The 24,927-nt window shown below is 40.9% G+C and carries 25 protein-coding genes; 17 read left to right on the top strand and 8 right to left on the bottom strand.

What is annotated here, in order from left to right; translation table 11 throughout:
* Positions 1–62: 62 nt before the first annotated feature.
* From A1QC_RS06320 to A1QC_RS06300, 5 genes are all read right to left on the bottom strand, one after another.
* On the bottom strand, positions 63–881 hold the full coding sequence (locus tag A1QC_RS06320; protein ID WP_017025653.1) for an outer membrane protein OmpK: 819 nt from the start codon (positions 879–881) through the stop codon (positions 63–65).
* Positions 882–1,152: 271 nt separating this feature from the next.
* On the bottom strand, positions 1,153–2,496 hold the full coding sequence (locus A1QC_RS06315; protein ID WP_017025652.1) for an AmpG family muropeptide MFS transporter: 1,344 nt from the start codon (positions 2,494–2,496) through the stop codon (positions 1,153–1,155).
* Between the two features lie 129 nt (positions 2,497–2,625).
* Complete coding sequence (locus A1QC_RS06310; protein WP_017025651.1) at positions 2,626–3,168, bottom strand: peptidylprolyl isomerase; 543 nt, start codon at positions 3,166–3,168, stop codon at positions 2,626–2,628.
* The gene (locus A1QC_RS06305; RefSeq protein ID WP_017025650.1) at positions 3,168–3,743 is read right to left on the bottom strand and encodes a YajG family lipoprotein; all 576 of its coding nucleotides are present in this window, start codon (positions 3,741–3,743) and stop codon (positions 3,168–3,170) included. Before A1QC_RS06305 ends, A1QC_RS06310 begins: the two co-directional genes overlap by 1 nt.
* Positions 3,743–4,912 (bottom strand): methyltransferase, encoded by a 1,170-nt coding sequence (locus A1QC_RS06300; RefSeq protein ID WP_017025649.1) that lies wholly within the window; start codon positions 4,910–4,912, stop codon positions 3,743–3,745. Before A1QC_RS06300 ends, A1QC_RS06305 begins: the two co-directional genes overlap by 1 nt.
* A gap of 206 nt (positions 4,913–5,118) precedes the next feature.
* Here A1QC_RS06300 and bolA point away from each other — a divergent pair, with 206 nt between their 5' ends.
* The 10 genes from bolA to dinB all read left to right on the top strand — a co-directional run bounded on the left by bolA (position 5,119) and on the right by dinB (position 14,276).
* Positions 5,119–5,427 carry a transcriptional regulator BolA gene (bolA, locus tag A1QC_RS06295; RefSeq protein ID WP_017025648.1) on the top strand — a complete coding sequence of 103 codons (309 nt, stop codon included), beginning with the start codon at positions 5,119–5,121 and terminating at the stop codon, positions 5,425–5,427.
* Positions 5,428–5,816: 389 nt separating this feature from the next.
* On the top strand, positions 5,817–7,157 hold the full coding sequence (locus tag A1QC_RS06290; protein ID WP_026025889.1) for a Na(+)-translocating NADH-quinone reductase subunit A: 1,341 nt from the start codon (positions 5,817–5,819) through the stop codon (positions 7,155–7,157).
* A 3-nt stretch (positions 7,158–7,160) separates the two neighbouring features.
* Complete coding sequence (locus A1QC_RS06285) at positions 7,161–8,405, top strand: NADH:ubiquinone reductase (Na(+)-transporting) subunit B (RefSeq protein ID WP_017025646.1); 1,245 nt, start codon at positions 7,161–7,163, stop codon at positions 8,403–8,405.
* Positions 8,395–9,168, top strand: coding sequence for a Na(+)-translocating NADH-quinone reductase subunit C (locus A1QC_RS06280; RefSeq protein WP_017025645.1), 774 nt, complete (start codon positions 8,395–8,397; stop codon positions 9,166–9,168). The genes A1QC_RS06285 and A1QC_RS06280 overlap by 11 nt, the downstream gene beginning before the upstream one ends.
* Positions 9,168–9,800, top strand: a complete 633-nt coding sequence (locus A1QC_RS06275) for an NADH:ubiquinone reductase (Na(+)-transporting) subunit D (RefSeq protein WP_017025644.1) — start codon at positions 9,168–9,170, stop codon at positions 9,798–9,800. Before A1QC_RS06280 ends, A1QC_RS06275 begins: the two co-directional genes overlap by 1 nt.
* Before the next feature lie 5 nt (positions 9,801–9,805).
* Positions 9,806–10,402, top strand: a complete 597-nt coding sequence (gene nqrE / locus A1QC_RS06270; RefSeq protein ID WP_017025643.1) for an NADH:ubiquinone reductase (Na(+)-transporting) subunit E — start codon at positions 9,806–9,808, stop codon at positions 10,400–10,402.
* Positions 10,403–10,432: 30 nt separating this feature from the next.
* Positions 10,433–11,659: an NADH:ubiquinone reductase (Na(+)-transporting) subunit F gene (gene nqrF, locus A1QC_RS06265; protein ID WP_017025642.1), complete on the top strand. Its 1,227-nt coding sequence runs from the start codon at positions 10,433–10,435 to the stop codon at positions 11,657–11,659.
* Between the two features lie 168 nt (positions 11,660–11,827).
* On the top strand, positions 11,828–12,835 hold the full coding sequence (locus tag A1QC_RS06260) for an FAD:protein FMN transferase (RefSeq protein WP_026025888.1): 1,008 nt from the start codon (positions 11,828–11,830) through the stop codon (positions 12,833–12,835).
* A 15-nt stretch (positions 12,836–12,850) separates the two neighbouring features.
* Positions 12,851–13,084 carry a (Na+)-NQR maturation NqrM gene (nqrM, locus tag A1QC_RS06255; protein WP_017025640.1) on the top strand — a complete coding sequence of 78 codons (234 nt, stop codon included), beginning with the start codon at positions 12,851–12,853 and terminating at the stop codon, positions 13,082–13,084.
* A gap of 133 nt (positions 13,085–13,217) precedes the next feature.
* Positions 13,218–14,276, top strand: a complete 1,059-nt coding sequence (gene dinB / locus A1QC_RS06250; RefSeq protein ID WP_017025639.1) for a DNA polymerase IV — start codon at positions 13,218–13,220, stop codon at positions 14,274–14,276.
* Positions 14,277–14,366: 90 nt separating this feature from the next.
* Here dinB and A1QC_RS06245 read toward each other — a convergent pair whose 3' ends face one another.
* A complete protein-coding gene (locus A1QC_RS06245; protein ID WP_017025638.1) occupies positions 14,367–15,839 on the bottom strand; it encodes an aminoacyl-histidine dipeptidase in 1,473 nt (490 codons plus the stop codon).
* 363 nt (positions 15,840–16,202) lie between these two features.
* Here A1QC_RS06245 and A1QC_RS06240 point away from each other — a divergent pair, with 363 nt between their 5' ends.
* From A1QC_RS06240 to A1QC_RS06210, 7 genes are all read left to right on the top strand, one after another.
* Complete coding sequence (locus A1QC_RS06240; RefSeq protein ID WP_017025637.1) at positions 16,203–17,498, top strand: NCS2 family permease; 1,296 nt, start codon at positions 16,203–16,205, stop codon at positions 17,496–17,498.
* A gap of 49 nt (positions 17,499–17,547) precedes the next feature.
* Positions 17,548–18,012 carry a xanthine phosphoribosyltransferase gene (gene gpt / locus A1QC_RS06235; RefSeq protein ID WP_017025636.1) on the top strand — a complete coding sequence of 155 codons (465 nt, stop codon included), beginning with the start codon at positions 17,548–17,550 and terminating at the stop codon, positions 18,010–18,012.
* 174 nt (positions 18,013–18,186) lie between these two features.
* Positions 18,187–18,465 carry a GNAT family N-acetyltransferase gene (locus A1QC_RS06230; protein ID WP_017025635.1) on the top strand — a complete coding sequence of 93 codons (279 nt, stop codon included), beginning with the start codon at positions 18,187–18,189 and terminating at the stop codon, positions 18,463–18,465.
* Between the two features lie 65 nt (positions 18,466–18,530).
* Positions 18,531–19,778 (top strand): esterase FrsA, encoded by a 1,248-nt coding sequence (gene frsA / locus A1QC_RS06225; RefSeq protein ID WP_017025634.1) that lies wholly within the window; start codon positions 18,531–18,533, stop codon positions 19,776–19,778.
* Positions 19,779–19,866: 88 nt separating this feature from the next.
* Positions 19,867–20,256, top strand: a complete 390-nt coding sequence (gene crl / locus A1QC_RS06220; protein WP_026025887.1) for a sigma factor-binding protein Crl — start codon at positions 19,867–19,869, stop codon at positions 20,254–20,256.
* Positions 20,257–20,495: 239 nt separating this feature from the next.
* Complete coding sequence (gene proB / locus A1QC_RS06215; protein WP_017025632.1) at positions 20,496–21,665, top strand: glutamate 5-kinase; 1,170 nt, start codon at positions 20,496–20,498, stop codon at positions 21,663–21,665.
* A gap of 78 nt (positions 21,666–21,743) precedes the next feature.
* The gene (locus A1QC_RS06210) at positions 21,744–22,994 is read left to right on the top strand and encodes a glutamate-5-semialdehyde dehydrogenase (protein WP_017025631.1); all 1,251 of its coding nucleotides are present in this window, start codon (positions 21,744–21,746) and stop codon (positions 22,992–22,994) included.
* Between the two features lie 145 nt (positions 22,995–23,139).
* On the opposite strand, the gene lipA is transcribed toward A1QC_RS06210, so the two are convergent.
* Together lipA and lipB are read right to left on the bottom strand one after the other, a co-directional pair.
* Complete coding sequence (lipA, locus tag A1QC_RS06205; RefSeq protein ID WP_017025630.1) at positions 23,140–24,105, bottom strand: lipoyl synthase; 966 nt, start codon at positions 24,103–24,105, stop codon at positions 23,140–23,142.
* A gap of 70 nt (positions 24,106–24,175) precedes the next feature.
* Positions 24,176–24,868, bottom strand: a complete 693-nt coding sequence (gene lipB / locus A1QC_RS06200; RefSeq protein WP_017025629.1) for a lipoyl(octanoyl) transferase LipB — start codon at positions 24,866–24,868, stop codon at positions 24,176–24,178.
* Positions 24,869–24,927 lie beyond the last annotated feature (59 nt).

Raw genomic sequence — 24,927 nt, 5'->3', positions numbered from 1 at the left:
CGCAGATTGAAAACTCAATCTGCGCCATTAATATCTCATATTACTGCAAAAGCAGGGTGAGATTAGAACTTGTAAGTTACGTCAAAGTAATGAGAAATGCCGCTCGATTCCCATGTTCCGCCATCAAAACCTGTCGCAGAACCATCTTCAAGGCCATAAACATCTTTATATAATTTCAAACCGTAACCCACTGCAAAGCGTTCACTGTGCCAGTAAATACCGTTAAACATTGCCCCACCATTGCTTACAGAAGAGTATTTTTCCTTCATGCCAAATTGGTAGTCAATGTAACCTTGGTAAGAAATAAATGAGCCATTAGAAAAGGTGTAGAAAGGCTTGAACCAATTCGTTGAGATTTGGTAACCATTCCAATCTTTTTGATTGATATCGTATAAAGCGTAAACATTTAAGCCAACTTTACCTAACCAAGGAACATTGATGTCAGAACCTAGACCGTAGAATGAGTTATTTACACCACCATTATTACCACCCCAGTTAAACAGGGTCGCAACATAAAGCTCTTGAACCGGACCGAAAGAGAGATCTTTACCGGTTAATGCATCAAGAGACATACGAGGTGCAAATTTCATGAACATTTTGTCTGCAGAATCTGATTTATCTTGATTGTCAGAGCCTGTTAGGTTGAAAACATCCACATAGCCATAAAGATCGAAGATCCCCGAACGTCCACCAAATTCCATTTCTAAGTAATCATGGCCATCTTTAGTGGCTTCAGAAGAGGCTGGTTTCTCATCTAAAGAATACATCAGGTTAAATTGTAGCCATTTGTAGTCATTCTTGTGAATGTCATCAGAATAGTCTGCAGCTAAAACTGGTGCTGAAGCAGCGACAAGACTAAGAGCTAAAAGTGTTTTACGCATGAGTAGGGCTCTCTTTAATCAGTAATATTGTGTTCACATCCATACATGATGTATGTCTTCCTTGAATGGCGCAGATAATAAAGGTTTAAATCGCATTTGTAAGTGATAAAAACTGCAAACCCACAAAAACATTGTGAGATTGATCACGTATTGTCATTAAAATATGAACTATTAACGTAGGGGCTTTCTGATTTTTGAGCTTAGTACAAAAAACACCCGAAGCAAGCGATTACATCGGGTGTTTTTTATTCATGTAGTATGAAGAGAGGAACTATTGTTGATTTCGTGCTTTTTCCAATAAGTCATGGAAGTAGTGTCTAAGGGAATAAAGCATGATTAAACTCGGGATCACCATTACTGCCGTAATAATGAAAAACAATGGCCAACTATTGAGATGATCAACCAACTCGCCGCTTAAAGAGGATAATGTCGTACGACCGAAATTTCCTAATGAAGCAAGCAGTGCGTATTGTGTTGCTGAAAAAGCTTGTCCAGTAAGTACTGTTAAGAAAGAAACAAAAGCTACTGTTGAGAATGCTGTGGTGAAATTATCGACCAATACCGTAGCAAGCAATAAATGCTCATTTGGACCAACGGAGGCAATCCAAGCAAACATTAAGTTACTGCTTGCCATGGCGACACCACCAATCATTAGCCCTTTTATAATACCAAAGCGTACATTGAACATACTGCCAACAAAGGTAAATACCATGGTTGCGCCCCAGCCAATTAGTTTTGAATATTCACCGATTTGTTCATTACTGAATCCGATTTCTTTATAAAAGACGATGGACATTCGTCCCAGGAAGGCTTCGCCAATCTTAAAGAGAAAAACAAACAGCAATAATGTAATGGCAACTTGTACGCCATTGCGACGGAAAAAATCTAAAAAGGGTTCGACTACTGTGACAGAAAGCCATGCCACAATTTTGGAATTAACGACTTTTGCATGACGCTTTTCTGCTTCTTGTTGCAATTCATCACGCTGAGTAATTGGTTCCCCAGTGAACAGAGTGAATACCATTAATATCAGAATGACTAAAGTCATGCCGTAGTAAACGTTGTTCCATCCGTAAGCATCAGCATTAGAAAAGGCAAGGTAACCTGGTAATGAATAGCCGGTCCACCAACCAATTACCGCCATCGCAGAAGCTTGAGGTAATTTGCTGTTATTACTTTTAGGAAAAGAGTCGATACGAAATGCATCAATGGCGATATCTTGAGTGGCAGAAGCGGTGGAAATAGCCAATGCAATCGCCGAGATTAAAATAAGGTTTTCGGTAGGATTTAAGCCAGATAAGAAAAAGGTGCACACCAACATGATAAATTGGCATAACAAGATCCAACTTCGGCGTTGGCCTAAATACTTATGAAGCAAGGGCAGTTTTACGCGATCAACCAATGGAGCCCATAAAAAATTAATCGCATACACAGCAAATACCGCGCCAAAATAACCAATGGCAGAACGACTAAGGCCAGCATCAGCTAACCAACCTGACATGTTCGAACCAATTAATACCCAAGGAAAACCACTCGAACAACCTAACATGAACACCCATAACAAACGTTTGTCTAAATAGGTCTGTATAGTTGCCTTCCAGGTCATAGAGGCCATGGGTGTACTCCTTGGGGAATTTTGCACTGAGAATTAAGCCGCTATGGATTAAAAAATGTTAAGTACAAAACGCTTTTTAAATCATAGTGGCTGAATTTATGGTGGTTACTTGGTTACTTGGTTACTTGGTTACTTGATAGTTGCTTTGGTGATCATGATTGGTGTGACGGGAACGTCTTGCATCATGCCTAAGCTATGCGTTGGCTTCTGTGCCATTGCTTGAATTACACTAAACCCTTTGGTTACTTTACCAAATACGGCATAACCAGCTGAATTACGAGAGTAATTTAAAAAGTCATTATCTTTTAAGTTGATGAAAAATTGACGTGTAGCTGAATTCGGGTTGCTCGTACGGGCCATGGCAATAGTTGCTGTGAGGTTTTCTAAACCGTTAGCCGCTTCGTTTTGAATCGGTGCGTAAGAAGAACGTTCAACCATGTTTTTATCAAAACCGCCACCTTGTGCCATAAAGCCTGGAATAACACGATGGAATTGAGTGCCAACATAACTGCCATCATTTACATACTTGATGAAGTTAGCCACGCTTATTGGCGCCAGTTGTTCATTAAGTTCAACGGTGAAGTTACCGGCAGAGGTTTCGAATTCAACATTCTTTGCTGCAAAGCTTGAAGCACTAAATAGCATTAAAAGTGAGAAAAAAATCTTCTTCATCAAAAGTTACCTTTCATATAATTTGTGAGTTCTGAATCTTGGGCAATACTGGTTAATACGCGACTCGATACGCGATTAAGTACTTCTTCAACATCGGTTTTATCTGCGGTAAATGAACCTGATTTAGTACCAGAACCAGTGTAGGTTTTTACAAACTTACCATCTGGTGTTTCGGCAGTGATTTTTAAGGTCACTTCACCATCGATTGAATATTTTACAGGTTCTTGATTGACGGTTGCAACAGCATCAACCACTTGAACATTAACGATATTATTGCTATTTCTTGTTATGGTAAAGCCTTGGGAGAAGAGTTGCTGATATACAGCAGCTTCATAAGCTTTACGAACATTTTGTTTGGCATGAAGGGGCTGAACTTGTTCTTGTCCATCTTCTTTAATAATCGCGATAAATTGGGCATTACGAACATCTTGGCTAGTTAATGTGAATGCAAGCCCATCGACAACTTTACTTGAGCTTAAGGTTGAAGATGGTGTTAAATTGATTAAATCGTCTTGAGAGACACTGGCACAAGCCGTTAAAGCAAGTGCAGTAAATAGCATAACGAGCTTTTTCATTAATAGATGTCCTTATGATTCGGTTTGGTTAAATCGTTATTTTTTATTGCTTCTAAAATGACGAATTTATCATTTTCAGCAATTACAGTAACGTGTTCCTTGCCAAATAAGCGTGAAAGCTTAATTTGGTATTCTAAGTGGCGGTTTCCTACGACAAGTAATTTACCACTATGGTTCAATGCATCTTTGGCATCGCAGAACATTTGCCACGCAATATGATCAGTAATTGTGTTGTTTTGATGGAAAGGAGGGTTACAAAGTACTAAATAAGTGCTGTTGTCTTTCATGCCATCTAAGCAGTTATTAGCGATAACTTGGATGTTACGTTCGGTTCCTAAATTACGTTCTAAATTCTTTTTCGCAGAAGCGACCGCCATAAAACTTTCATCGATACTTGTAATGCGAGCTTGAGGGTTTAGTTGCCCCGCTTTTATCGATAATATCCCATTACCGCAACCAAGATCGATGATGTGACGTAATTCTTCATCAACAGGAAGGTGTTGCAGCATAAAACGAGCGCCGAGATCTAAATTCTCACCAGAGTAAACATTGGCGTAATTCGACAAGATAATATCTTCACCGTCAACGGGCCATTCGCACTCAGCAGGAACCGCTAAAATAGATTGGCAATTTGGCGTTGAGAATACTAAACGGTGCTTTTTCCAGGCAAGGGATGTCGTTGTCGTACCGAGATGTTTTTCAAATAAATTTAGAGTCGACGTGTGAATTTCTTTAGCTTTGTTGACCGCGATAACTGGGCAGTTTTCTGGTAGGGATGACCTTAATTTAGAAAGCTGCCAAGTGAGTAAGCGATTACTTTTAGGGATCTGCATTAATACAAGATCAATGCCTTGTGGTATATCATCTAAACAGGTTAAGAACTGAATTTTTGCGCATTGGTTACGCTGTAGATTTTTGAGCGCACCTTTATGTGAGATAAAAGAATCGCTCATCATTGTGACTTGATGATCTTGCGCAAACCAACAAGATAAAGCACCAAAATTATCATTTAAGATAAGGATGTTCTTTCCTGAAGATAATCCCATTTCACTGACGTGGTTAATGATGTATTCATCACCAGCATCCCATGCTTGTAAGATCTCATTCGAGCGTTTTGGGAAGCGAAGAAGGGTGAACTGTTTATCCTGTAATGTTAATTCTGTTTTCATAATCTATCTTTAGTGTTTCATGAGCGATGTATTGTGGCAGAAGGTATGTGAACAAGATAGTAGAAACTCGATATGTTGCTGTTGATTCCATGCCATATTTTTACGTAACCCTACACTTAGGTATATAATCATCCGCAGTACTTGAACCGGAAATTATATCCGCCCTGATCAAAAAGGGAGTGATGTAGACAATAGAAGGGAAAATCATGATTCAAGAAATATTAGAAAGAAAGCTTAATGCCACCTTTAGTCCTATTTATTTGCAAGTGACCAATGAAAGTTACATGCATAATGTTGCCCCAGGTTCAGAGAGTCACTTTAAAGTGGTGCTGGTGAGTGAACAATTTGAAGGGCAAAAGCTATTAGCAAGGCATCGCTCTGTGAATCAAACGTTGGCAGATGAGCTTGAAAATCACATTCATGCTCTGGCTATTCATACTTATACTGAGTCCGAATGGCATGAAATGCGTGACGGTGCACCGGTTTCACCAAAGTGTGCTGGTGGCGGAAAATAACCAGAATCCAAATCAAATCTTTATCAACACGCTCCAATTTAAACACCATCATTTATTTTGATTTAAAGAGAGTTTTGTCAACGTGAAGTCAGTGTAAGTGATTTTTCATAATTGTGGTGCGCCTCAAAGATATGAATTTTTTGTGTTTAATTGCTCTAACTTAGCGATAAAAAAATGACGGATTAGCATCGATCATAATGGCAAGCCATTCATAAAAAGTGTTAGAATATGCCACCTAGAAGCGCTTATGGATAACATTAAGCCTTTTTATATGAACGTTGAGACTTTGATTCATTCAATGAAATCAAAGCAGAACACTAAAAAGTCGTGTCTTTAAGTTACTCAATTAAAAGAATCTTATTTCCTAAAATAAAGTAGTGCAAGTGCGTATGATTACAATAAAAAAGGGCTTGGATCTTCCTATTGCTGGAGTTCCTGCTCAGGTGATTAATGACGGTCAGCCCGTCAAAACAGTCGCCTTGCTTGGCGAAGAGTACGTGGGTATGCGTCCAACGATGCACGCTCGCGTTGATGATGAAGTGAAAAAAGGTCAAGTTCTTTTTGTAGATAAAAAGAACCCTGGCGTGAAGTACACTTCTCCAGCAAGCGGTAAAGTTCTTGAAGTGAATCGTGGTGCTAAGCGTGTTCTTCAATCCGTTGTGATTGAAGTGTCAGGCAATGACCAAGTGACTTTCGAAAGCTACACTGCCGACCAACTAGCAAAACTTGACCGCGAAGCGGTGAAAACTCAGCTTGTTGAATCCGGTTTGTGGACTGCAATGCGAACTCGTCCGTTTAGCAAGGTACCAGCAATAGAATCGACCACTCAAGCGATCTTTGTAACAGCGATGGATACGAATCCTCTTGCTGCAGATCCTTCGGTGATTATTAATCAAGAACCTGAAGCGTTTACTGCTGGTTTGGATGTTTTATCCGTATTAACCAATGGTAAAGTTTACGTTTGTAAGGCTTCTGGAACATTACCTGTTTCTTCTCAATCTAATGTTGAAGAACATGTATTTGCCGGTGTGCACCCAGCAGGTTTGCCTGGTACACATATGCATCATTTGTATCCAGTGAACTTAGAAAACGTCGCGTGGCATCTTAACTATCAAGATGTGATTGCATACGGTAAGTTGTTCTTAACGGGTGAAATTTACACAGACCGTGTGGTTTCTCTGGCAGGCCCAGCAGTAAAAGAGCCGCGTCTGGTTCGTACTTGTGTTGGTGCTAACTTAGAAGAGCTAACGGAAGGTGAGGTATTACCTGGTGAAGTGCGTGTTATTTCTGGTTCAGTTTTAACCGGTACTTATGCTTCAGGTCCACATGCTTACCTTGGTCGTTATCACGTACAAGTTTCTGCTCTGCATGAAGGTCGTGAAAAAGAATTGTTTGGCTGGGCGATGCCTGGTTCTCACAAATTTTCAATTACTCGTTCTTTCTTAAGTCATTTATTCCCAAGTCGCGTATTTAATATGACGACAACAACGAATGGTAGTGATCGTGCAATGGTTCCAATTGGTAATTACGAACGTGTAATGCCTTTAGATATTGAGCCTACATTATTGCTTCGTGATTTGTGTGCAGGGGATTCAGATAGTGCTCAACGTTTAGGCGTATTAGAGCTAGCTGAAGAAGACTTGGCATTATGTACCTTTGTATGTCCTGGTAAGTATGAATATGGCGATTTACTTCGCGATTGCCTAGACAAGATCGAGAAGGAAGGGTAATTCATGGGCCTTAAGAAATTTATAGAAGATATTGAACCGCATTTTGAACCTGGCGGGAAGCATGAGCGTTGGTTTGCTTTATATGAAGCAGCTGCAACACTTTTCTACACTCCTGGTATGGTTACAAAACGCACTTCTCATGTTCGTGATAGCGTCGATTTAAAGCGTATCATGATCATGGTATGGCTAGCCGTATTCCCAGCTGTTTTTTGGGGTATGTATAATACTGGTCACCAAGCTATTGTTGCTTTGAACCATCTTTATTCTGGTGATCAGCTTGCATCAATTATCTCAGGTGATTGGCATTACTGGTTTACCGAAATGTTGGGCGGTACACTCGGAGCCGGAGCCGGCTGGGGCAGTATGATGCTGCTTGGTGCGACTTATTTCCTACCTATCTATGCGACCGTTTTCATTGTCGGTGGTTTCTGGGAAGTGTTGTTCTGTATGGTTCGTAAGCATGAAGTGAATGAAGGTTTCTTTGTTACTTCTATTTTGTTTGCGTTAATCGTTCCACCTACTTTGCCATTATGGCAGGCTGCATTAGGTATTACGTTTGGTGTGGTTGTCGCGAAAGAAATCTTTGGCGGAACAGGGCGTAACTTCCTAAACCCTGCATTAGCGGGTCGTGCATTCCTATTCTTTGCATATCCTGCTCAGATTTCAGGTGACGCAGTTTGGACTGCAGCAGATGGTTTCTCTGGTGCAACAGCGTTGAGTCAATGGGCTCAAGGTGGTCACGGCGCTTTAGTGAATACCGTTACTGGTCAATCTATCTCATGGATGGATGCTTTCATTGGTAACCTGCCTGGTTCTATGGGTGAAGTTTCTACTTTAGCTTTAATCCTTGGCGGATTAATGATCGTCTACATGCGAATTGCATCTTGGCGCATCATTGTCGGTGTAATGCTAGGTATGGCTGCAGTATCGACGATATTCAACCTGATTGGTTCTGATACTAATCCAATGTTTGCAATGCCTTGGTATTGGCACCTTGTCTTAGGTGGTTTTGCGTTTGGTATGATCTTCATGGCGACTGACCCTGTTTCAGCATCATTTACTAATAAAGGTAAATGGGTTTACGGTGCGTTAATTGGTGTGATGTGTGTACTTATTCGTGTGGTTAACCCCGCTTACCCTGAAGGCATGATGCTAGCGATTCTATTCGCTAACCTCTTCGCTCCGTTGTTCGATTATTTTGTCGTTGAGAAAAACGTCAAGAGGAGACAAGCACGCTATGGCAAATAGTAACGATAGCATTAAAAGAACGCTGATCATTGTTGTTGCGTTGAGCCTAGTGTGTTCAATCGTAGTATCAACAGCAGCAGTCGTTTTTAAACCAAAACAAGTCGCCAATGCTAAACTGGATGTTCAAAGTAACATTGTTGCAGTGGCAGGTTTTGATGCGAAAAGCCCTCAAGAGATTCAAACTATCTACAAAGATAACATTGAACCTCGTTTAGTGGATTTTTCTACTGGTGAATTGGTTGAGGGTGACGCAAGTAAATATGACATGCGCGCTGCAGCAAAAGATCCAGCACAATCAATCAAGCTAACATCAGAGCAAGACATCGCTAAGATTTTACGTCGTCCAAACCAAGGTCTTGTTTACCTAGTAAAAGATGGCGAAAAAGTTAAGGAAGTCATTCTTCCAATTAACGGTAGCGGTTTATGGTCAATGATGTATGCATTTGTTGCTGTGCAAACTGACGGTAATACAGTGAATGGTATTACTTACTACGAACAAGGTGAAACCCCAGGACTTGGTGGTGAAGTTGAGAACCCTAAATGGAAAGCTCAATTTGTAGGTAAAAAGTTATACGATGAGAATAACAAGCCTGCTATTAAAGTCGTGAAAGGTGGAGCACCAGAAGGTTCAGAGCATGGCGTTGATGGTCTTTCAGGCGCAACACTAACTAGTAATGGTGTACAACACCAATTTGATTTCTGGTTAGGCGACATGGGTTATGGACCATTCCTTGCGAAAGTACGTGCAGGAGAACTTAACTAATGGCTAGCGTAAAAGAGTTTAAGAAAACGGTTATTGCTCCGATTGTTGACAATAACCCAATCGCGCTACAAGTGTTGGGCGTATGTTCTGCACTGGCAGTAACCACTAAGTTAGAAACCGCGTTCGTAATGACGCTGGCTGTAATGTTTGTTACCGCATTTTCTAACTTCTTTGTATCTTTAATGCGTAATAACATTCCTAGCAGTGTTCGTATTATTGTACAAATGGCAATTATTGCCTCACTAGTAATTGTCGTAGACCAGGTTCTACGTGCTTACTTTTACGATATTTCAAAACAGTTATCTGTTTTCGTTGGTTTGATTATTACCAACTGTATCGTAATGGGACGTGCAGAAGCCTTTGCGATGAAGTCACCGCCAATTCCATCGTTTATCGATGGTATTGTAAACGGCCTTGGTTATGGCTTTGTACTTATCGTAGTTGGTTTTTTCCGTGAATTACTTGGTTCAGGAAGATTATTTGGTATGCAAGTGCTACCACTTATTTCTGAAGGCGGTTGGTATCAACCAAACGGCTTAATGCTGTTAGCACCGTCTGCATTCTTCCTGATTGGTTTCTTAATTTGGGTTATCCGTACATTCAAACCTGAACAAGTAGAAGCGAAGGAGTAATAGACGTGGAACATTATATTAGCTTACTAGTTCGTTCGATTTTTATTGAGAACATGGCACTGTCTTTCTTCTTGGGCATGTGTACGTTTTTGGCAGTATCGAAGAAAGTTAAAACCTCAATCGGTCTTGGCGTTGCAGTCGTTGTGGTATTGACACTGTCTGTGCCAATTAACAATTTGGTTTATACCCATGTATTGAAAGATGGTGCATTAGTTGAAGGTGTGGATTTAAGTTTCCTTAACTTCATCACCTTTATCGGTGTAATTGCAGCATTAGTACAAATTTTGGAAATGGTGTTAGACCGCTTTTTCCCACCGTTGTACAACGCATTAGGTATCTTCCTTCCGTTAATTACGGTTAACTGTGCCATCTTTGGTGGTGTGTCGTTCATGGTCCAGCGTGACTATAACTTCACAGAATCAATCGTATATGGCTTCGGTTCAGGTGTTGGTTGGATGTTAGCCATTGTTGCTCTTGCAGGTATTCGTGAAAAGATGAAATATTCTGATGTGCCTCCGGGACTTCGTGGTCTTGGTATCACTTTCATAACTGCTGGTTTAATGGCGTTAGGCTTTATGTCTTTCTCTGGTATTCAACTGTAGGGTAAACGCCCAATAAATAAGGAATAGTCAATGGACATTATTCTTCTTGGCGTCGTGATGTTTACTCTGATCGTTCTTGCTTTAGTTTTAGTGATTTTATTTGCTAAATCTAAGCTGGTTCCAGAGGGTGATATTACGATTTCTGTGAATGGCGATCCTGAGAAAGCCATTATTACAAGCGCAGGTAGCAAGCTGCTTGGTGCACTATCAAGCTCGGGCATTTTCGTGTCTTCTGCTTGTGGTGGTGGTGGTTCTTGTGGCCAGTGTCGTGTGAAAATTAAATCTGGTGGCGGTGATATATTGCCAACAGAATTGGATCACATCTCTAAAGGTGAAGCTCGTGAAGGTGAACGTTTAGCTTGTCAAGTTAACGTGAAAACCGACATGGATATCGAATTGCCTGAAGAAATCTTTGGTGTGAAAAAGTGGGAATGTGAAGTTATTTCAAACAATAATGAAGCAACCTTCATCAAAGAATTTAAGATTGCGATCCCAGATGGTGAATCTGTACCTTTCCGTGCAGGTGGTTATATTCAAATTGAAGCACCAGCTCACCATATTAAATACTCAGACTTTGATATTCCTGAGGAATATCGTGAAGACTGGAATAAGTTCAACTTGTTCCGTTACGAGTCGAAAGTGGAAGAAGAAACGATTCGTGCATACTCAATGGCGAACTACCCTGAAGAAGAAGGTATTATTATGCTAAACGTGCGTATCGCTACGCCGCCGCCTAATAATCCTGACGTTCCACCGGGTATTATGTCTTCTTACATTTGGTCTCTTAAAGCGGGTGACAAGTGTACGATTTCAGGTCCATTCGGTGAGTTTTTCGCAAAAGATACTGACGCAGAAATGGTCTTTGTGGGCGGTGGTGCTGGTATGGCTCCAATGCGTTCACATATTTTCGATCAACTTAAGCGTTTGAATTCTAAGCGTAAGATGAGCTTCTGGTACGGTGCACGTTCTAAACGTGAAATGTTCTATGTTGAAGACTTTGATGGTCTGGCAGCAGAGAATGATAACTTTGAATGGCATTGCGCACTGTCTGATCCGCTTCCTGAAGATAACTGGGAAGGGAAAACAGGCTTTATTCATAACGTTCTTTATGAAAGCTACTTGAAAAATCATGAAGCTCCTGAAGACTGTGAATACTACATGTGTGGTCCACCAATGATGAACGCAGCCGTTATTGGCTTGTTAAAAGATCTAGGTGTGGAAGACGAAAACATTCTATTGGATGACTTCGGCGGCTAACTGCTAAGCTTTTGATTATAATGGCTGACTTTTTAAGTCAGCCATTCTTTTTTAAAGTCATTAGTAATGAAATTGATGTAAAAATAGCCTCATTTATTACTAATTATTTTTTATTTATGTTTAAGGAGTCAGCAAGTGAAATTAGGTGCTATTCATCTTGCTAAGCGAATGAAAATTTCGCTTTTTGTGGTTTTGTCATTGCTGGTGTTAGCTGGCTGTTCAAAGCCGCCTGAACAAGTTCATTTATCTGGCCCGACAATGGGTACCGGTTATAATGTGAAGTATATTGTTGCTGAAGGACAACCTGACGTTGAAGATGTCCAAAAAAATATCGATAAAGTGTTAGAGAAAGTGAATGATGAGATGTCGACTTATCGACCAGATTCTGAGCTAAGCCGCTTTAATCAGCACAGTTCTAATGAACCTTTCACGGTTTCAGAAGATACGGCAACCGTAGTACGAGAAGCATTGCGTATTAATAAGTTAACGGAAGGTGCCATGGACGTCACTGTTGGCCCTATTGTGAATTTATGGGGTTTTGGTCCAGAAGATCGCCCAGATGTGGTACCTAGTGATGAAAAGCTTCAGGCTCGCCGTTCGATTACGGGTATCGAACATTTAAGTGAGACCGGCAATGCGTTAGTTAAAGATATTCCAGAGTTGTATGTTGATCTCTCTAGTATTGCAAAAGGCCGAGGCACCGATGAAATTGCTGATTACTTGGAGTCGATTGGCATTACCAATTATATGGTCGAAGTGGGTGGTGAAATTCGTGTCAAAGGTAAGAATCGAGATGGTGTAGCTTGGCGAATAGCCGTTGAAAAACCCGTTGCGAATCAACGTTCAGTTGAGAATATTATTGAACCAGGTGATATGGCCATAGCCACTTCTGGTGATTATCGCAATTACTTTGAAGAAAATGGTGTACGCTACTCACACATCATTAATCCAAAAACAGGTAAACCGATTAATAATAAAGTGGTTTCTGTTACCGTGTTAAATCCATCGTGCATGACAGCAGATGGCTTATCTACCGGTTTGATGGTGTTAGGTGAAACAGATGGTATTCGTATTGCTAATCAACATAACATCCCTGTTTTATACATTGTAAAAACAGAAGATGGCTTTAAAGAATTTAGCTCAGATGCCTTTAAACCGTATTTGAAAGATAAATAACAGTCGAGGTACATGATGGCAACGTATGGTATTACATTTTTAATCTTTTTAGCTGTAATCGCTGCAATGTCTGTTGGTTACATCTTTCAAAAGAAAGTGGTAAAAGGAAGCTGTGGTGGGCTTGGTGCTGTTGGTGTCGATAAAGTGTGCAACTGCCCTGAACCTTGTGATGCTCGTAAAAAGCGAGAAGCAAGAGAAGCACTACGAGCTCAAAAACTGGCAGAGTGGGATAATAAGCGCATTATGTAATTGAAGCCGATGCATACGGCAGCTTTTAAGATGAAGGCATACTAAACGCACAGGATTTATTCTGTGCGTTTTTTATTGCGGAAAGGAAAAATTAAGCTATCATTGTGACTGTGTTTATATACAGTATTTTGTAATGAGTGAACGAAAAATTATCCATGTGGATATGGATTGCTTTTTTGCCGCGGTAGAAATGCGAGATTTTCCCGAATACAAAGATGTAGCTTTGGCGGTCGGGGGAAGTGAAAAGCAACGTGGCGTGATCAGTACGTGCAACTATCGAGCGCGTGAGTTTGGTGTGCGTTCCGCTTTACCGACCACAAAAGCATTTCAACTTTGTCCTAGTTTGGTACTCGTACCCGGAAGAATGGATGTATATAAATCAGTATCAAAACAAATCCGCGAAATCTTTTCACGTTATACTGCGATTATTGAGCCGCTTTCGCTGGATGAAGCGTATTTAGATGTAACAGAAAGCACAATGCACCATGGATCCGCCACCTTAATAGCACAAGCTATCCGTCAAGACATTGAGCGTGAACTGAATTTAACCGCATCTGCCGGAGTGGCGCCGTTAAAATTTTTAGCTAAAATTGCCTCAGACTTTAATAAACCTAATGGCCTAGCTGTGATTACTCCAGATCAAGTTCAGACTGTAATTGATCAGTTACCATTAGAAAAGATCCCAGGAGTTGGAAAGGTCAGTATTGAACGTTTACATCAAGCAGGCTTATATACGTGCTTGGATGTTCAGAAATATCATTATTCTGATTTATTAAGGCAATTTGGTCGTATGGGAGAATCGCTTTGGAAGAAGAGTCATGGTATTGATGAACGTGGCATCGTTGTAGAAAGAAATCGAAAGTCTGTGGGGGTTGAGCGGACATTCAGTGAAAATATATCAAGCTTTGAGCAATGTTGGCGGGTAATTGAAACCTTCTTATTCCCTGAATTAGATAAGCGTTTATTAAAAGCATCGCCAACGAAATCCATCGTGAAACAAGGTATCAAAGTTAAATTTTCTGACTTTCAACAAACCACGATTGAACATAGCTGTCAGCACTTTAATTTAGCCGAGTTTAAATCGATGTTGCAGGAAGTACTCACTCGACAACAAGGGCGGGAGATACGATTGCTTGGATTGAATGTGATGTTAAAGCCTTTGGAGCTCGATAGGCAATTGAGTTTGATATGAAAAATGAGGTGAGCAGTGCCTAGTCCCTAGATGAAGCGATACATTAATTTAATGTTGCACACTTAATCTAGGAACCAGTTACTTTGGAATTTACACTTTTTCTGGAATATTTTCCAAAATCGCGATCATTTGTTCCCAATACAGACCAACACTTTCAATCAACACTTTCTCATCAGGAGAATGCGGGAATTTAATGGTCGGGCCGAACGATATCATATCCATGTTCGGATAAGGTTTTTTGAATAAGCCACACTCTAAACCAGCATGGATAACCATAATGTTTGGTTTTTGGCCGTAGATGCCTTCATAAACATCACGGAAAATATGCATGATTTCAGAGTCTGGATCAGGTTTCCAGCCCGGATATGCACCATCAAATTCTACTTGTGCGCCAGCTAGATCAGCCAATGATACTAGTGTACCTTCCACCATTTCTCTGCCAGAGTCGATCAATGAACGCACTAAACATAAAATAGTGATTTTATTTTCTTCAGTGGTGATAACGCCAACATTGAGTGAGGTTTCTACCACCCCTTCAATATTGTCATCCATACGAATAACGCCATTAGGACAAGCGTTAAGTGCGGCAATGAAACGTTGTTGAATGGAAAGTGTTAATGCTGAAAACGGGCTTGTACCATCAGCAATTAAACTGGTTAATCCGGTTTCAATTTTACCTAGCTCTTGTTGAACAAGGGCGGTGTATTCTTGATATGCAGCCTCAAGTTGTTGACGTTGCTCTGAAGGCACCGCTAAGATAACGGATGCTTCACGAGGGATAGCATTACGTAGACTACCACCTTGAAATTCAATCACGCGTAAGCCTAATGATTTTGCATGATTGGCTAGGAATCGAGCTAAAAACTTATTGGCATTGCCGCGACCAGTATGGATATCACATCCAGAGTGACCGCCTTTCAATCCTTTTACTGATAGTTTTTGGATAGTATGGCTTGCTGGAATGGTTTCACGCTCGATATCAAAAATGATAGATGCATTTACGCCACCGGCACAACCCATGTAGATTTCACCTTCCTGCTCAGAATCGGTATTGAGTAGAATATCGGCTTCAAGCCAACCTTCTTTCAGCTCAAAAGCACCAGTCATTCCGGCTTCTTCATCGATGGTTAGTAAGACTTCTAAGGGACCATGTTTAATATCTGTCGACGCTAATACTGCTAGGCATGATGCCATCCCCATACCATTGTCAGCACCGAGTGTTGTGCCTTTCGCCGTTACCCATTCGCCATCAATATAGGGTTGAATTGGATCTTTAGCAAAATCATGATCGGTATCTTCATTCTTTTGAGGCACCATATCAATGTGAGCTTGTAGCACCACTTTCTTTTTATTTTCCATACCGGCAGTTGCGGGCTTTGTAATAAAAACATTGCCGATTTCATCACGTTTTACAGGAAGATTTTGCGATTTAGCCCAATCAACGATGTATTGAGCAAGGGCTTCTTCATGTTTTGAAGGATGAGGGAACGAGCAGATTTTATCGAAAAATTGCCAAACAGGCTGAGGTGAAAGCTGGCTTATTTCAGAGTGAAATTCAGACACAAATGACTCCTATAGAAGATAGTTAGCAGTGGAAATATGGGTATATTTACTTGTGGTTAGAATAATGCAACTTGAAACGTGATAAGTACAGTATATATGTGAATCAGAATGTGTTTGTTTTAGGTTGAACAATATATATCGATATACCTAAATAACCTCAAGATGAAAGTGCTGAAATCTGCATGTTGATGTTACTTGGGTATATAATCATATAGAAAATCGTCGAAACCTTACGCAAATAGCGTCTTTATGTAAGATTCAGTTTGCTTTGTTTCACATAATTTGGAAAACTACGCGTCTTTTTACTCAAACGATTGCGCAATCGTTTAAAGTTAATGCGACGCACATTTTAGGGATAGCATTATGTTAGAAAAGTTCTTTAAGTTATCAGAACATGGCACCAACGTAAAAACCGAAGTATTGGCTGGTGTTACGACGTTTTTAACGATGGCTTATATTATTTTTGTCAATCCAGCTATTTTAGCAACGGCAGGAATGGATCACGGTTCAGTATTTGTCGCTACGTGTGTTGCAGCTGCGATTGGTTGTTTCATTATGGGGCTATACGCTAATTATCCAATTGCCCAAGCTCCGGGTATGGGATTGAATGCTTTCTTTACCTACACTGTGGTTTTAGGCATGGGCCATACATGGCAAGTTGCCTTAGCTGCTGTATTTTGTTCCGGTGTACTCTTTATTATTTTGAGCCTTTTTAAAATCCGTGAACTTATCATTAATGCTATTCCTATCTCATTACGTTTAGGGATCTCGGCTGGTATTGGTCTTTTCTTAGCACTTATCGCTTTAAAAAATGCAGGTATTGTTGTTGGAAACCCAGCGACTTTAGTTGGGGTAGGTGATCTAACGTCTCTACCTGCCGTATTAGGCGCATTAGGTTTTGTACTCACTATTGTTTTAGTACATCGTGGTTTTAAAGCAGCAGTGATGATTGCTATCTTAGTGATTACTGCAATTGGTGTTATTGCCGGTAATGTGGAATATCACGGAATAGTGTCATTACCACCAAGTATTGCTCCGACCTTTATGCAGTTGGATTTCTCCGCAGTTTTTGATGTAGGCATGATCTCGGTTGTTTTTGCTTTCTTATTCGTCGATTTATTTGATACCGCTGGCACCTTGGTTGGCGTGGCTAATAAAGCAGGATTTATCGGTAAAGATGGTAAAATTCCTCGTTTAAATAAAGCGCTATTAGCCGATTCAACCGCAACGTCGATTGGTGCCTTATTGGGGACTTCAAATACTACCTCTTACGTTGAAAGTACGGCAGGGGTTGCTGTTGGTGGACGTACAGGTTTAACTGCTGTTGTTGTCGGTATTTTATTCTTACTTGCCTTATTCTTCTCTCCATTGGCCGGTATGGTCCCTGCGTATGCAACAACGGGCGCATTGTTTTACGTTGCGATCTTAATGTTGTCAGGTCTTGTTAATATTGAATGGGATGATTTAAGTGAAGCCGCGCCTGTTGCAGTTGTGTGCCTACTTATGCCTTTAACCTTCTCGATAGCAGAAGGTATCGCAATGGGCTTTGTTACTTATGCGGCCATTAAACTATTTAGTGGTAAAGCGCGTGAAGTTCATATTGGCGTTTGGGTTCTGGCGCTTGTGTTCTTATTGAAATTTATTCTTACTGGTGCTTAATTGCAATGTGCAAAAGCGTCAGCAACAAATCAGAAAAGCAGGATATATTATGAGTCAGAAATTCATTATCACTTGGGATAATATGCAAATGTATTGTCGCCAACTTGCGGCAAAACAGATGCCAGCGGAACAATGGAAAGGTATTGTTGGTGTCAGCCGTGGTGGTTTAGTCCCTGCTGCGATCCTTGCTCGTGAGCTAGGCATTCGTTATGTCGATACGATTTGTATTTCAAGTTATGATCATGATCATCAACGTGAAATGAAAGTATTGAAGACGATTGAAGGTGATGGAGAAGGTTTCCTTATCGTTGATGACTTAGTTGATAGTGGTGATACAGCGCGTCATATTCGTAACCTATATCCTAAAGCAAAGCTGATTTGTGTTTGTGCTAAACCAGCAGGCCAAGATTTAGTGGATGATTACATTGTCGATATCGCACAAGATACCTGGATTGAACAGCCTTGGGATATGACTCTGCAATTTGAAGAGCCAGTTAATCGTAAACAAAAATAATATCTAGCCATAAGCTTACGCTAGTAAAGGCCTCATGCTTCATTGTATGAGGCTTTTTTATTATTGCGAGCACTTCATTTGTGATGAATGATGACCTTGTTTCAAAACAGAAACCGAGTATGGTATCGGTATGGTCGTCAGACCGAGAAAGTGAAGCTATGAAAGGGGAAAGCAATGACAAATTTCAAACATGATGAAGATCAAGGTCGCTATCAAGTCGAAGTCGCACCAAACCAATGGGCTCATTTGGATTATTCCGCACAAGGTGAAGTTTTAGCGATTACGCATACTTTTGTACCGGATGAGTTGAGAGGTCAAGGCTGTGGTAAGGTTTTGATGGAAACCGTATTAAAGGATATGGAAGCCTCTGGTAAGAAAGTGAAGCCAATTTGCAGTTATGCGGTGGTATATTTACAACGACAAACTCAATGGCAACATCTTTTAGCGAATTAAATTCGTATTGGATCTGTGTTTATCATTAATGTTGGTTAAATATTTTGTGGGGTTGATAGAGCAATATGTTGGAACCTAGTAGTAACAATTTATCTGAATCCTTATTTAAAACACATCATCATGCCCAAGAAACATCGAGTGTGGTTACTTATTTGGCAAATAGCCAAGAGCAGTTAGAGACAAACCAAGTACAAAGACCTTCCGCTTGGTATCGTGCATTGCGTCGTGTTCAGTGGATTTGGCAAGGCCTTGATCCTATTGAAATTGAATCAGTCTTAGCTCGTATTGCCAGCTCGTCGAATAAGCCGAATAACCCTAATTGGTTGGATACAATCGCAGGTTATCGCCCTGGAAATTGGTCGTATGAATGGACCATACAAGGGATGGAACATCAGAAAAAAGCAACGTTACTTAAAGGTGAAGAAGCTTCTGATGAATTATTCATAGCCAGTTTGTGCTTCAGTGTTGCCAGTTATCCGCATTTAAAAGGCGATAGTCTTTCTATTCAAGCTCAATTATTGGCAAACAAAGCTTATTCAGAGGCGATGGAAGCGAGTCCTCATATTACGAAAGTGTTGAATATCCCCTATAAAAATAAAAAAATAGTGGCGAATTTGCACCTTCCACACACCGATAGATCGCTACCCGTTGTGATCGTGAGTGCTGGTATTGATAGCTTACAAACCGATATGTGGCGTTTATTTCGTGATTATCTCGCAAAGCATGAGATTGGGATGCTGACCGTTGACATGCCGGGTATTGGGGCAAATATTCACTGGGGATTGACGGAAGATTCTAGCTGTTTGCATCAAGCTATCTTAAATGAGCTGCCGAATATCCCTTGGGTAGACCATTATAAAGTTGGCTTATTAGGTTTCCGCTTTGGTGGCAATGTAATGACGCGATTAGCCTTTATTGAACAAGGTAAGGTTAAAGCCTGCGTTACATTAGGTGCGCCAATCCATGACTTTTTAATTGATAACAATAAATTCAAACAAATGCCTAAGATGTATCTTGATACACTTGCTTCTCGTGTTGGAAAAAAGTCGGTTGATATTCAAAGTTTTGCAAAACAAATGAAGGCTTGGTCCTTAAAGTCGCAAGGTTTATTGTCTAGCCGAAAAACGACGGTGCCTATACTGGCCATTGGTTTAGAAGGCGATCCAGTTGGTTCTAAGCAAGACAATCTTAGTGTGGCAAGTTTTAGTTCTGGCGGTAAAGCGATGCAATTGAGGACTAAATCAATTTACCAAGGGTATGAGCAAGCGCTCAATTCCTCCATCGATTGGCTAAAAGATGCGCTAAACAAGTGACATTTGTTATCAAATAGTTAAGTATAAGTAGAGGTGATAATCTAAAAGAGATAATCACTTCCACATTATAATAATTTTATGGAGATCCATGATGACAGATGCTTCTGCACCAACCCATTATCGCCTCATGACATCATTGAAAGCTATTGGTCCTTATTTACGTGAAGGTGAATGCCAAGCGGGGAAATATTGGTTTGATTGTTTATCTGTATGTGTTGATGATAAAAAGTCACCAGAATTACGTGAGTTCTGGGGCTGGTGGCTGCAACTCGAAAAAGTTGAAGATAACTTCATTGCCAATTACACCTTAGGTCAATATGATGAAAAAGGTGACTGGTTAGACGTTACCATGTCTGCCAAGGCTAAAGCGGAAGTGGAAAGAACACTGGAAGAATTCCATCAAAAATTAGTCAATGTTCTTTCTGGTAATTATAGTTATAGCGTTAGCTTGCATAAAAACTCAGTTGGTACGGTTTAAAGTCGTATCTATAGACGAAATTTGCGTCATTTACCGCAATAAAACATCGCAAGTAAAAAGAAAGGGGCGTATTCACGAATACTCCCTTTTTTTACTTGTGAAATGCCTTATGTATTGATACAACAATAGTTAAATTCAACTTTGGATTCGAGAGCCTCTGACTATCGCTCCTATTCAAACCTGAAGTTCGTTATTCATATTAGCCTTTACTAACCGTTTATTTTTTTGACAGGAAACACATGTCATCTCAAGCCCCTTTAGCTCAAAATCAAAGCTCTTCTAGCCGTGCTGCGACATCGTTTGAGCCTCAAACTATCGTTGTTAAGTTGGGTACCAGTGTATTAACTGGTGGTACTTTAGAAATCAATAAAGCTCGAATGGTCGATCTAGTTCGCCAATGCGCTGAATTGAAAGAGCAAGGACACCACATTGTGATCGTGTCTTCTGGCGCGATTGCGGCAGGTCGTGAACATCTTGGTTACCCCGCATTGCCCAATTCAATGGCAAGTAAGCAACTTCTAGCGGCAGTTGGTCAAAGTCGCTTAATTCAAGTTTGGGAATCATTATTTGATTTATACGGGATTAAGATCGGTCAAATGCTATTAACGCGAGCCGATTTAAAAGATCGTGAGCGTTTCTTAAATGCCCGAGACACGATTAATGCGCTGATTGAGCATGGTATTGTGCCGGTTGTGAATGAAAATGATGCGGTTGCGACCACTGAAATTAAGGTTGGCGATAATGACAATTTGTCAGCATTGGTTGGAATTCTATGTGGCGCGGATAAATTATTATTGCTTACGGATCAATCAGGGTTATTTACCGCCGATCCTCGTAAAGATCCTAATGCTGAACTGATACGAGAAGTTAAAACGATCGATGAGACGTTACGTCAAATTGCTGGTGGCAGTGGAACCACATTAGGTACTGGCGGCATGGCAACAAAACTACAAGCAGCAGATATCGCAAGAAGAACGGGCATAGAAGTCGTTATTGCCGCGGGCAGTAGTCCAAATGTCATTGTAGATACTTTAAGTGATAAGCCTCAAGGCACTCGGTTCTTACCTTTAGAAGAGTCTCTTGAAAATCGTAAGCGCTGGATTCTTGCAGGCCCAGCTTCTGTCGGCGATTTAATCATCGATGATGGGGCTTCAAAAGCGGTGATAGAGCGAGGAAGCAGTTTGCTTGCTAAAGGGATCAGTGCCATTAAAGGTTCTTTTTCTCGTGGTGATGTGGTGAGGATTCGAAACTTACAAGGCCAGTTACTAGCGAAAGGAATCGTGAGTTATTCTGATGCTGAATTGGCACAAGTGATTGGTAAACACAGTAAAGAAATTGAAGCGACACTTGGGTATGAATATGGCTCGACAATTATTCATCGTGACGATTTAGTCATCATCCAAGAATAATACCAGTACGTGCATTGATATGAAGTGAAACTACTGGTATTGGTCTAAGCATTAAAAATTGAAAGAAAGGATGGGATTTTGGATTTACAACTGATGGGACAAGCTGCAAAAAAAGCAGCATTTCAATTAGCAACCGCTTCAACAGCGCAGAAGAATCAAGCGCTCAGCATTATTGCCGATGAATTAGAAGCCAATGCAGAAACCATTTTGGCTGCGAATGCTCAAGATATCGAACTCGGGCGTCAAGCTGGCTTAACGGATGCATTATTAGATCGTTTACTGCTTAATAAATCACGCTTGGCTGGCATTGCATCTGATGTGCGTAATGTGATCAGTTTAAATGATCCTGTCGGCAGTGAAATTGACAGTAAAGTGCTTGAAAATGGTATGTCTCTTTCTCGCCGCCGTGTGCCTTTAGGGGTTGTCGGGGTGATTTATGAAGCTCGTCCAAACGTCACTATTGATATTGCGGCTCTGTGCCTAAAAACTGGCAATGCCAGCATTTTGCGTGGCGGTAAAGAAACGTTCTTTTCTAATATGGAATTGGTTAAGGTTATTCAAGTGGCGTTAGAGAAAGCAGGGCTTCCTGCGGCTTCAGTCCAGTACATTGAAAAACCTGATCGTGAGTTAGTTTCACAACTGCTTAAATTGGATGATTATGTCGACATGATCATTCCACGCGGTGGGGCGGGACTGCACAGAATGTGTAAAGAGAATAGTACAATCCCTGTGATTATTGGTGGCTTTGGTATCAGCCATATCTTTGTTGATGAAACAGCCGACCTTGCAAAATCTGTTGATGTGATTGAAAACTCAAAAGTGCAACGTCCTTCGGCATGTAACTCACTTGATACATTATTGGTTCATGAAAAAGTGGCTTCACAGCTTTTGCCTATGCTTGCCGATAAAATAGGTGAAAAAGTTACATTTGTTGTAGAGCCTAAAGCAAAGGCTTTGTTTACGAATACCGATAATTTGTGTGACGTAAAAGAGGGTGACTTTGATATTGAATGGTTAAGCTACACACTTGGCGTTAAAGTGGTCAGTGATATTGCTGAAGCTATCGAACACATGCAAGTACATAATGCCAGTCATTCCGATGCCATTATGACGGAATCCATTCGCAATGCAGAACGATTCATTAACTCAGCAGGCTCGGCAGCGGTTTATGTGAATGCATCGACACGCTTCACAGATGGCGCTCAATTTGGTTTAGGTGCAGAAGTGGCAGTCTCTACTCAGAAGCTACATGCACGCGGCCCTATGGGCTTAGAAGAGCTCACAAGCTATAAATGGGTCGGTAAAGCGGATTATTTAATTCGTAAATAAAGCCGAGACTGGTTACTCGAATGTCTTTCGAGTAACGGGTAGCAATACACCAGAGCGCTGAGGCAAAAAATCAAAAAAGATCGTGATTTCTCATCACGATCTTTTCTTTTTCTAGAGACTAGGACGTACCTTAGATTTCTATTAGCTATTTAATCTCAATTCCCTGTGCTTGCATATCGGCATGATAGGAAGAACGAACAAACGGGCCACATGCAGCATGGGTAAAGCCAAGTTCTAGAGCTATTTCTTTTAGTTCATCAAACTCTGAAGGCGGCACATAACGCTCTACTGGTAAGTGATGGCGGCTTGGCGCGAGATATTGGCCTAATGTCAGCATGGTTACACCATGAGCACGTAAATCTTTTAATACTTCAATAATTTCTTCTTTGGTTTCACCAAGCCCCATCATCAAACCTGATTTGGTTGGAATATGTGGATGCTGTTCTTTGAACTTTTGCAGAAGTTGAAGAGACCATTTGTAGTTCGCACCAGGACGAGCACGACGATATAAACGTGGTGCCGTCTCTAGGTTGTGGTTAAACACATCCGGTGGGTTGTCTTTCATGAGCTCAAGCGCCACATCCATACGACCACGAAAATCTGGTACTAGTGTTTCAATTTTAATGTGTGGGTTTTGTTCACGAATGGCTTTATTACAGTTCGCAAAATGCTCGGCGCCCCCATCACGTAAATCATCACGGTCAACGGAAGTAATAACGACATATTTTAACTTCATGTCTTTAATGGTTTGCGCTAGTTTTTCTGGTTCATTTGCTTCAGGGGCATTGGGACGACCATGAGCAACATCGCAGAAGGGGCAGCGACGAGTACAGATAGCACCTAAGATCATAAAGGTGGCTGTACCGTGGTTAAAACATTCGGCAAGGTTGGGACATGAAGCTTCTTCACAAACTGAATGCAGGTCATTTTTACGCATCGCAGCTTTGATCTCTTGAATACGCTTGCTGTCTGAAGGCAGTTTAATCTTCATCCATTCAGGTTTGCGTAGTACTTCTGCTTTTTCAACAGGTAGAGTTTTGGTTGGGATCAATGCCATTTTATCGGCGTCACGATACTTAACACCTTGTTCCATTTGAATTGGTTTGCTCATATCTTCCTACTTATCAATGCTGGTCGGCTTTCGTTGCCTGTAAAGGCGCTTGCGTCCTGCTGATAAAAAATTATCGGCTTTCAGTTGTTATCTCAACCTGACGGTAGCCAAGTTGGTGAGTAATCTTTTGTATAAGAATGGTTTCAACGGCTGAAACAGAGTCTGGGCCGTCAACGTCTTTCACTTGAACCATTTCCATCCCGGCATAACCACAAGGGTTGATACGTAAAAATGGTGCTAAGTCCATATTGACATTTAAGGCTAAGCCATGGAATGAGCAGCCTTTTCGAATTCGTAACCCGAGAGAACATATTTTTCGCTGTTGTACATAAACACCGGGTGCATCGCTTCTTGCGGCTGATGTAATACCAAATTCTTTTAGTGTTTCAATGACGATATTTTCAATGTGGGTGACGAGTTCACGAACCCCTATGTTTTTACGACGTAGGTTTATCATAAAATAAGCGACAATTTGACCAGGGCCGTGATAAGTCACCTGTCCACCACGGTCACTTTGTATGACTGGAATATCGCCAGTGTTGAGAAGGTGTTCGGTTTTACCTGCCTGTCCTTGGGTAAAAACAGGGTTATGTTCAACCAGCCAAACTTCATCAATACTTTGATCATTACGCTCATCTGTGAAGGTATGCATGGCTTGCCAAACTGGGGAGTAATCTTGGCGACCAAGTTGTCGTATCACTACCTGTTCAGGGCTTGCGGGTGATAAAGCCAAGTCAGATGTTTGAAGTGATTCGCTGTGCATATCTATCGTCCTTAAATGAGAGTGCCGATCCATTGCTAGCTAATGCTGTACTGCTAGTT

The sequence above is a fragment of the Vibrio rumoiensis 1S-45 genome (assembly GCF_000286955.2).
GTDB classification, from domain to species: domain Bacteria; phylum Pseudomonadota; class Gammaproteobacteria; order Enterobacterales; family Vibrionaceae; genus Vibrio; species Vibrio rumoiensis_A.
Note: the sequence above shows the minus strand (reverse complement) of the source record. Positions and strands in the feature narration are given on the sequence as shown.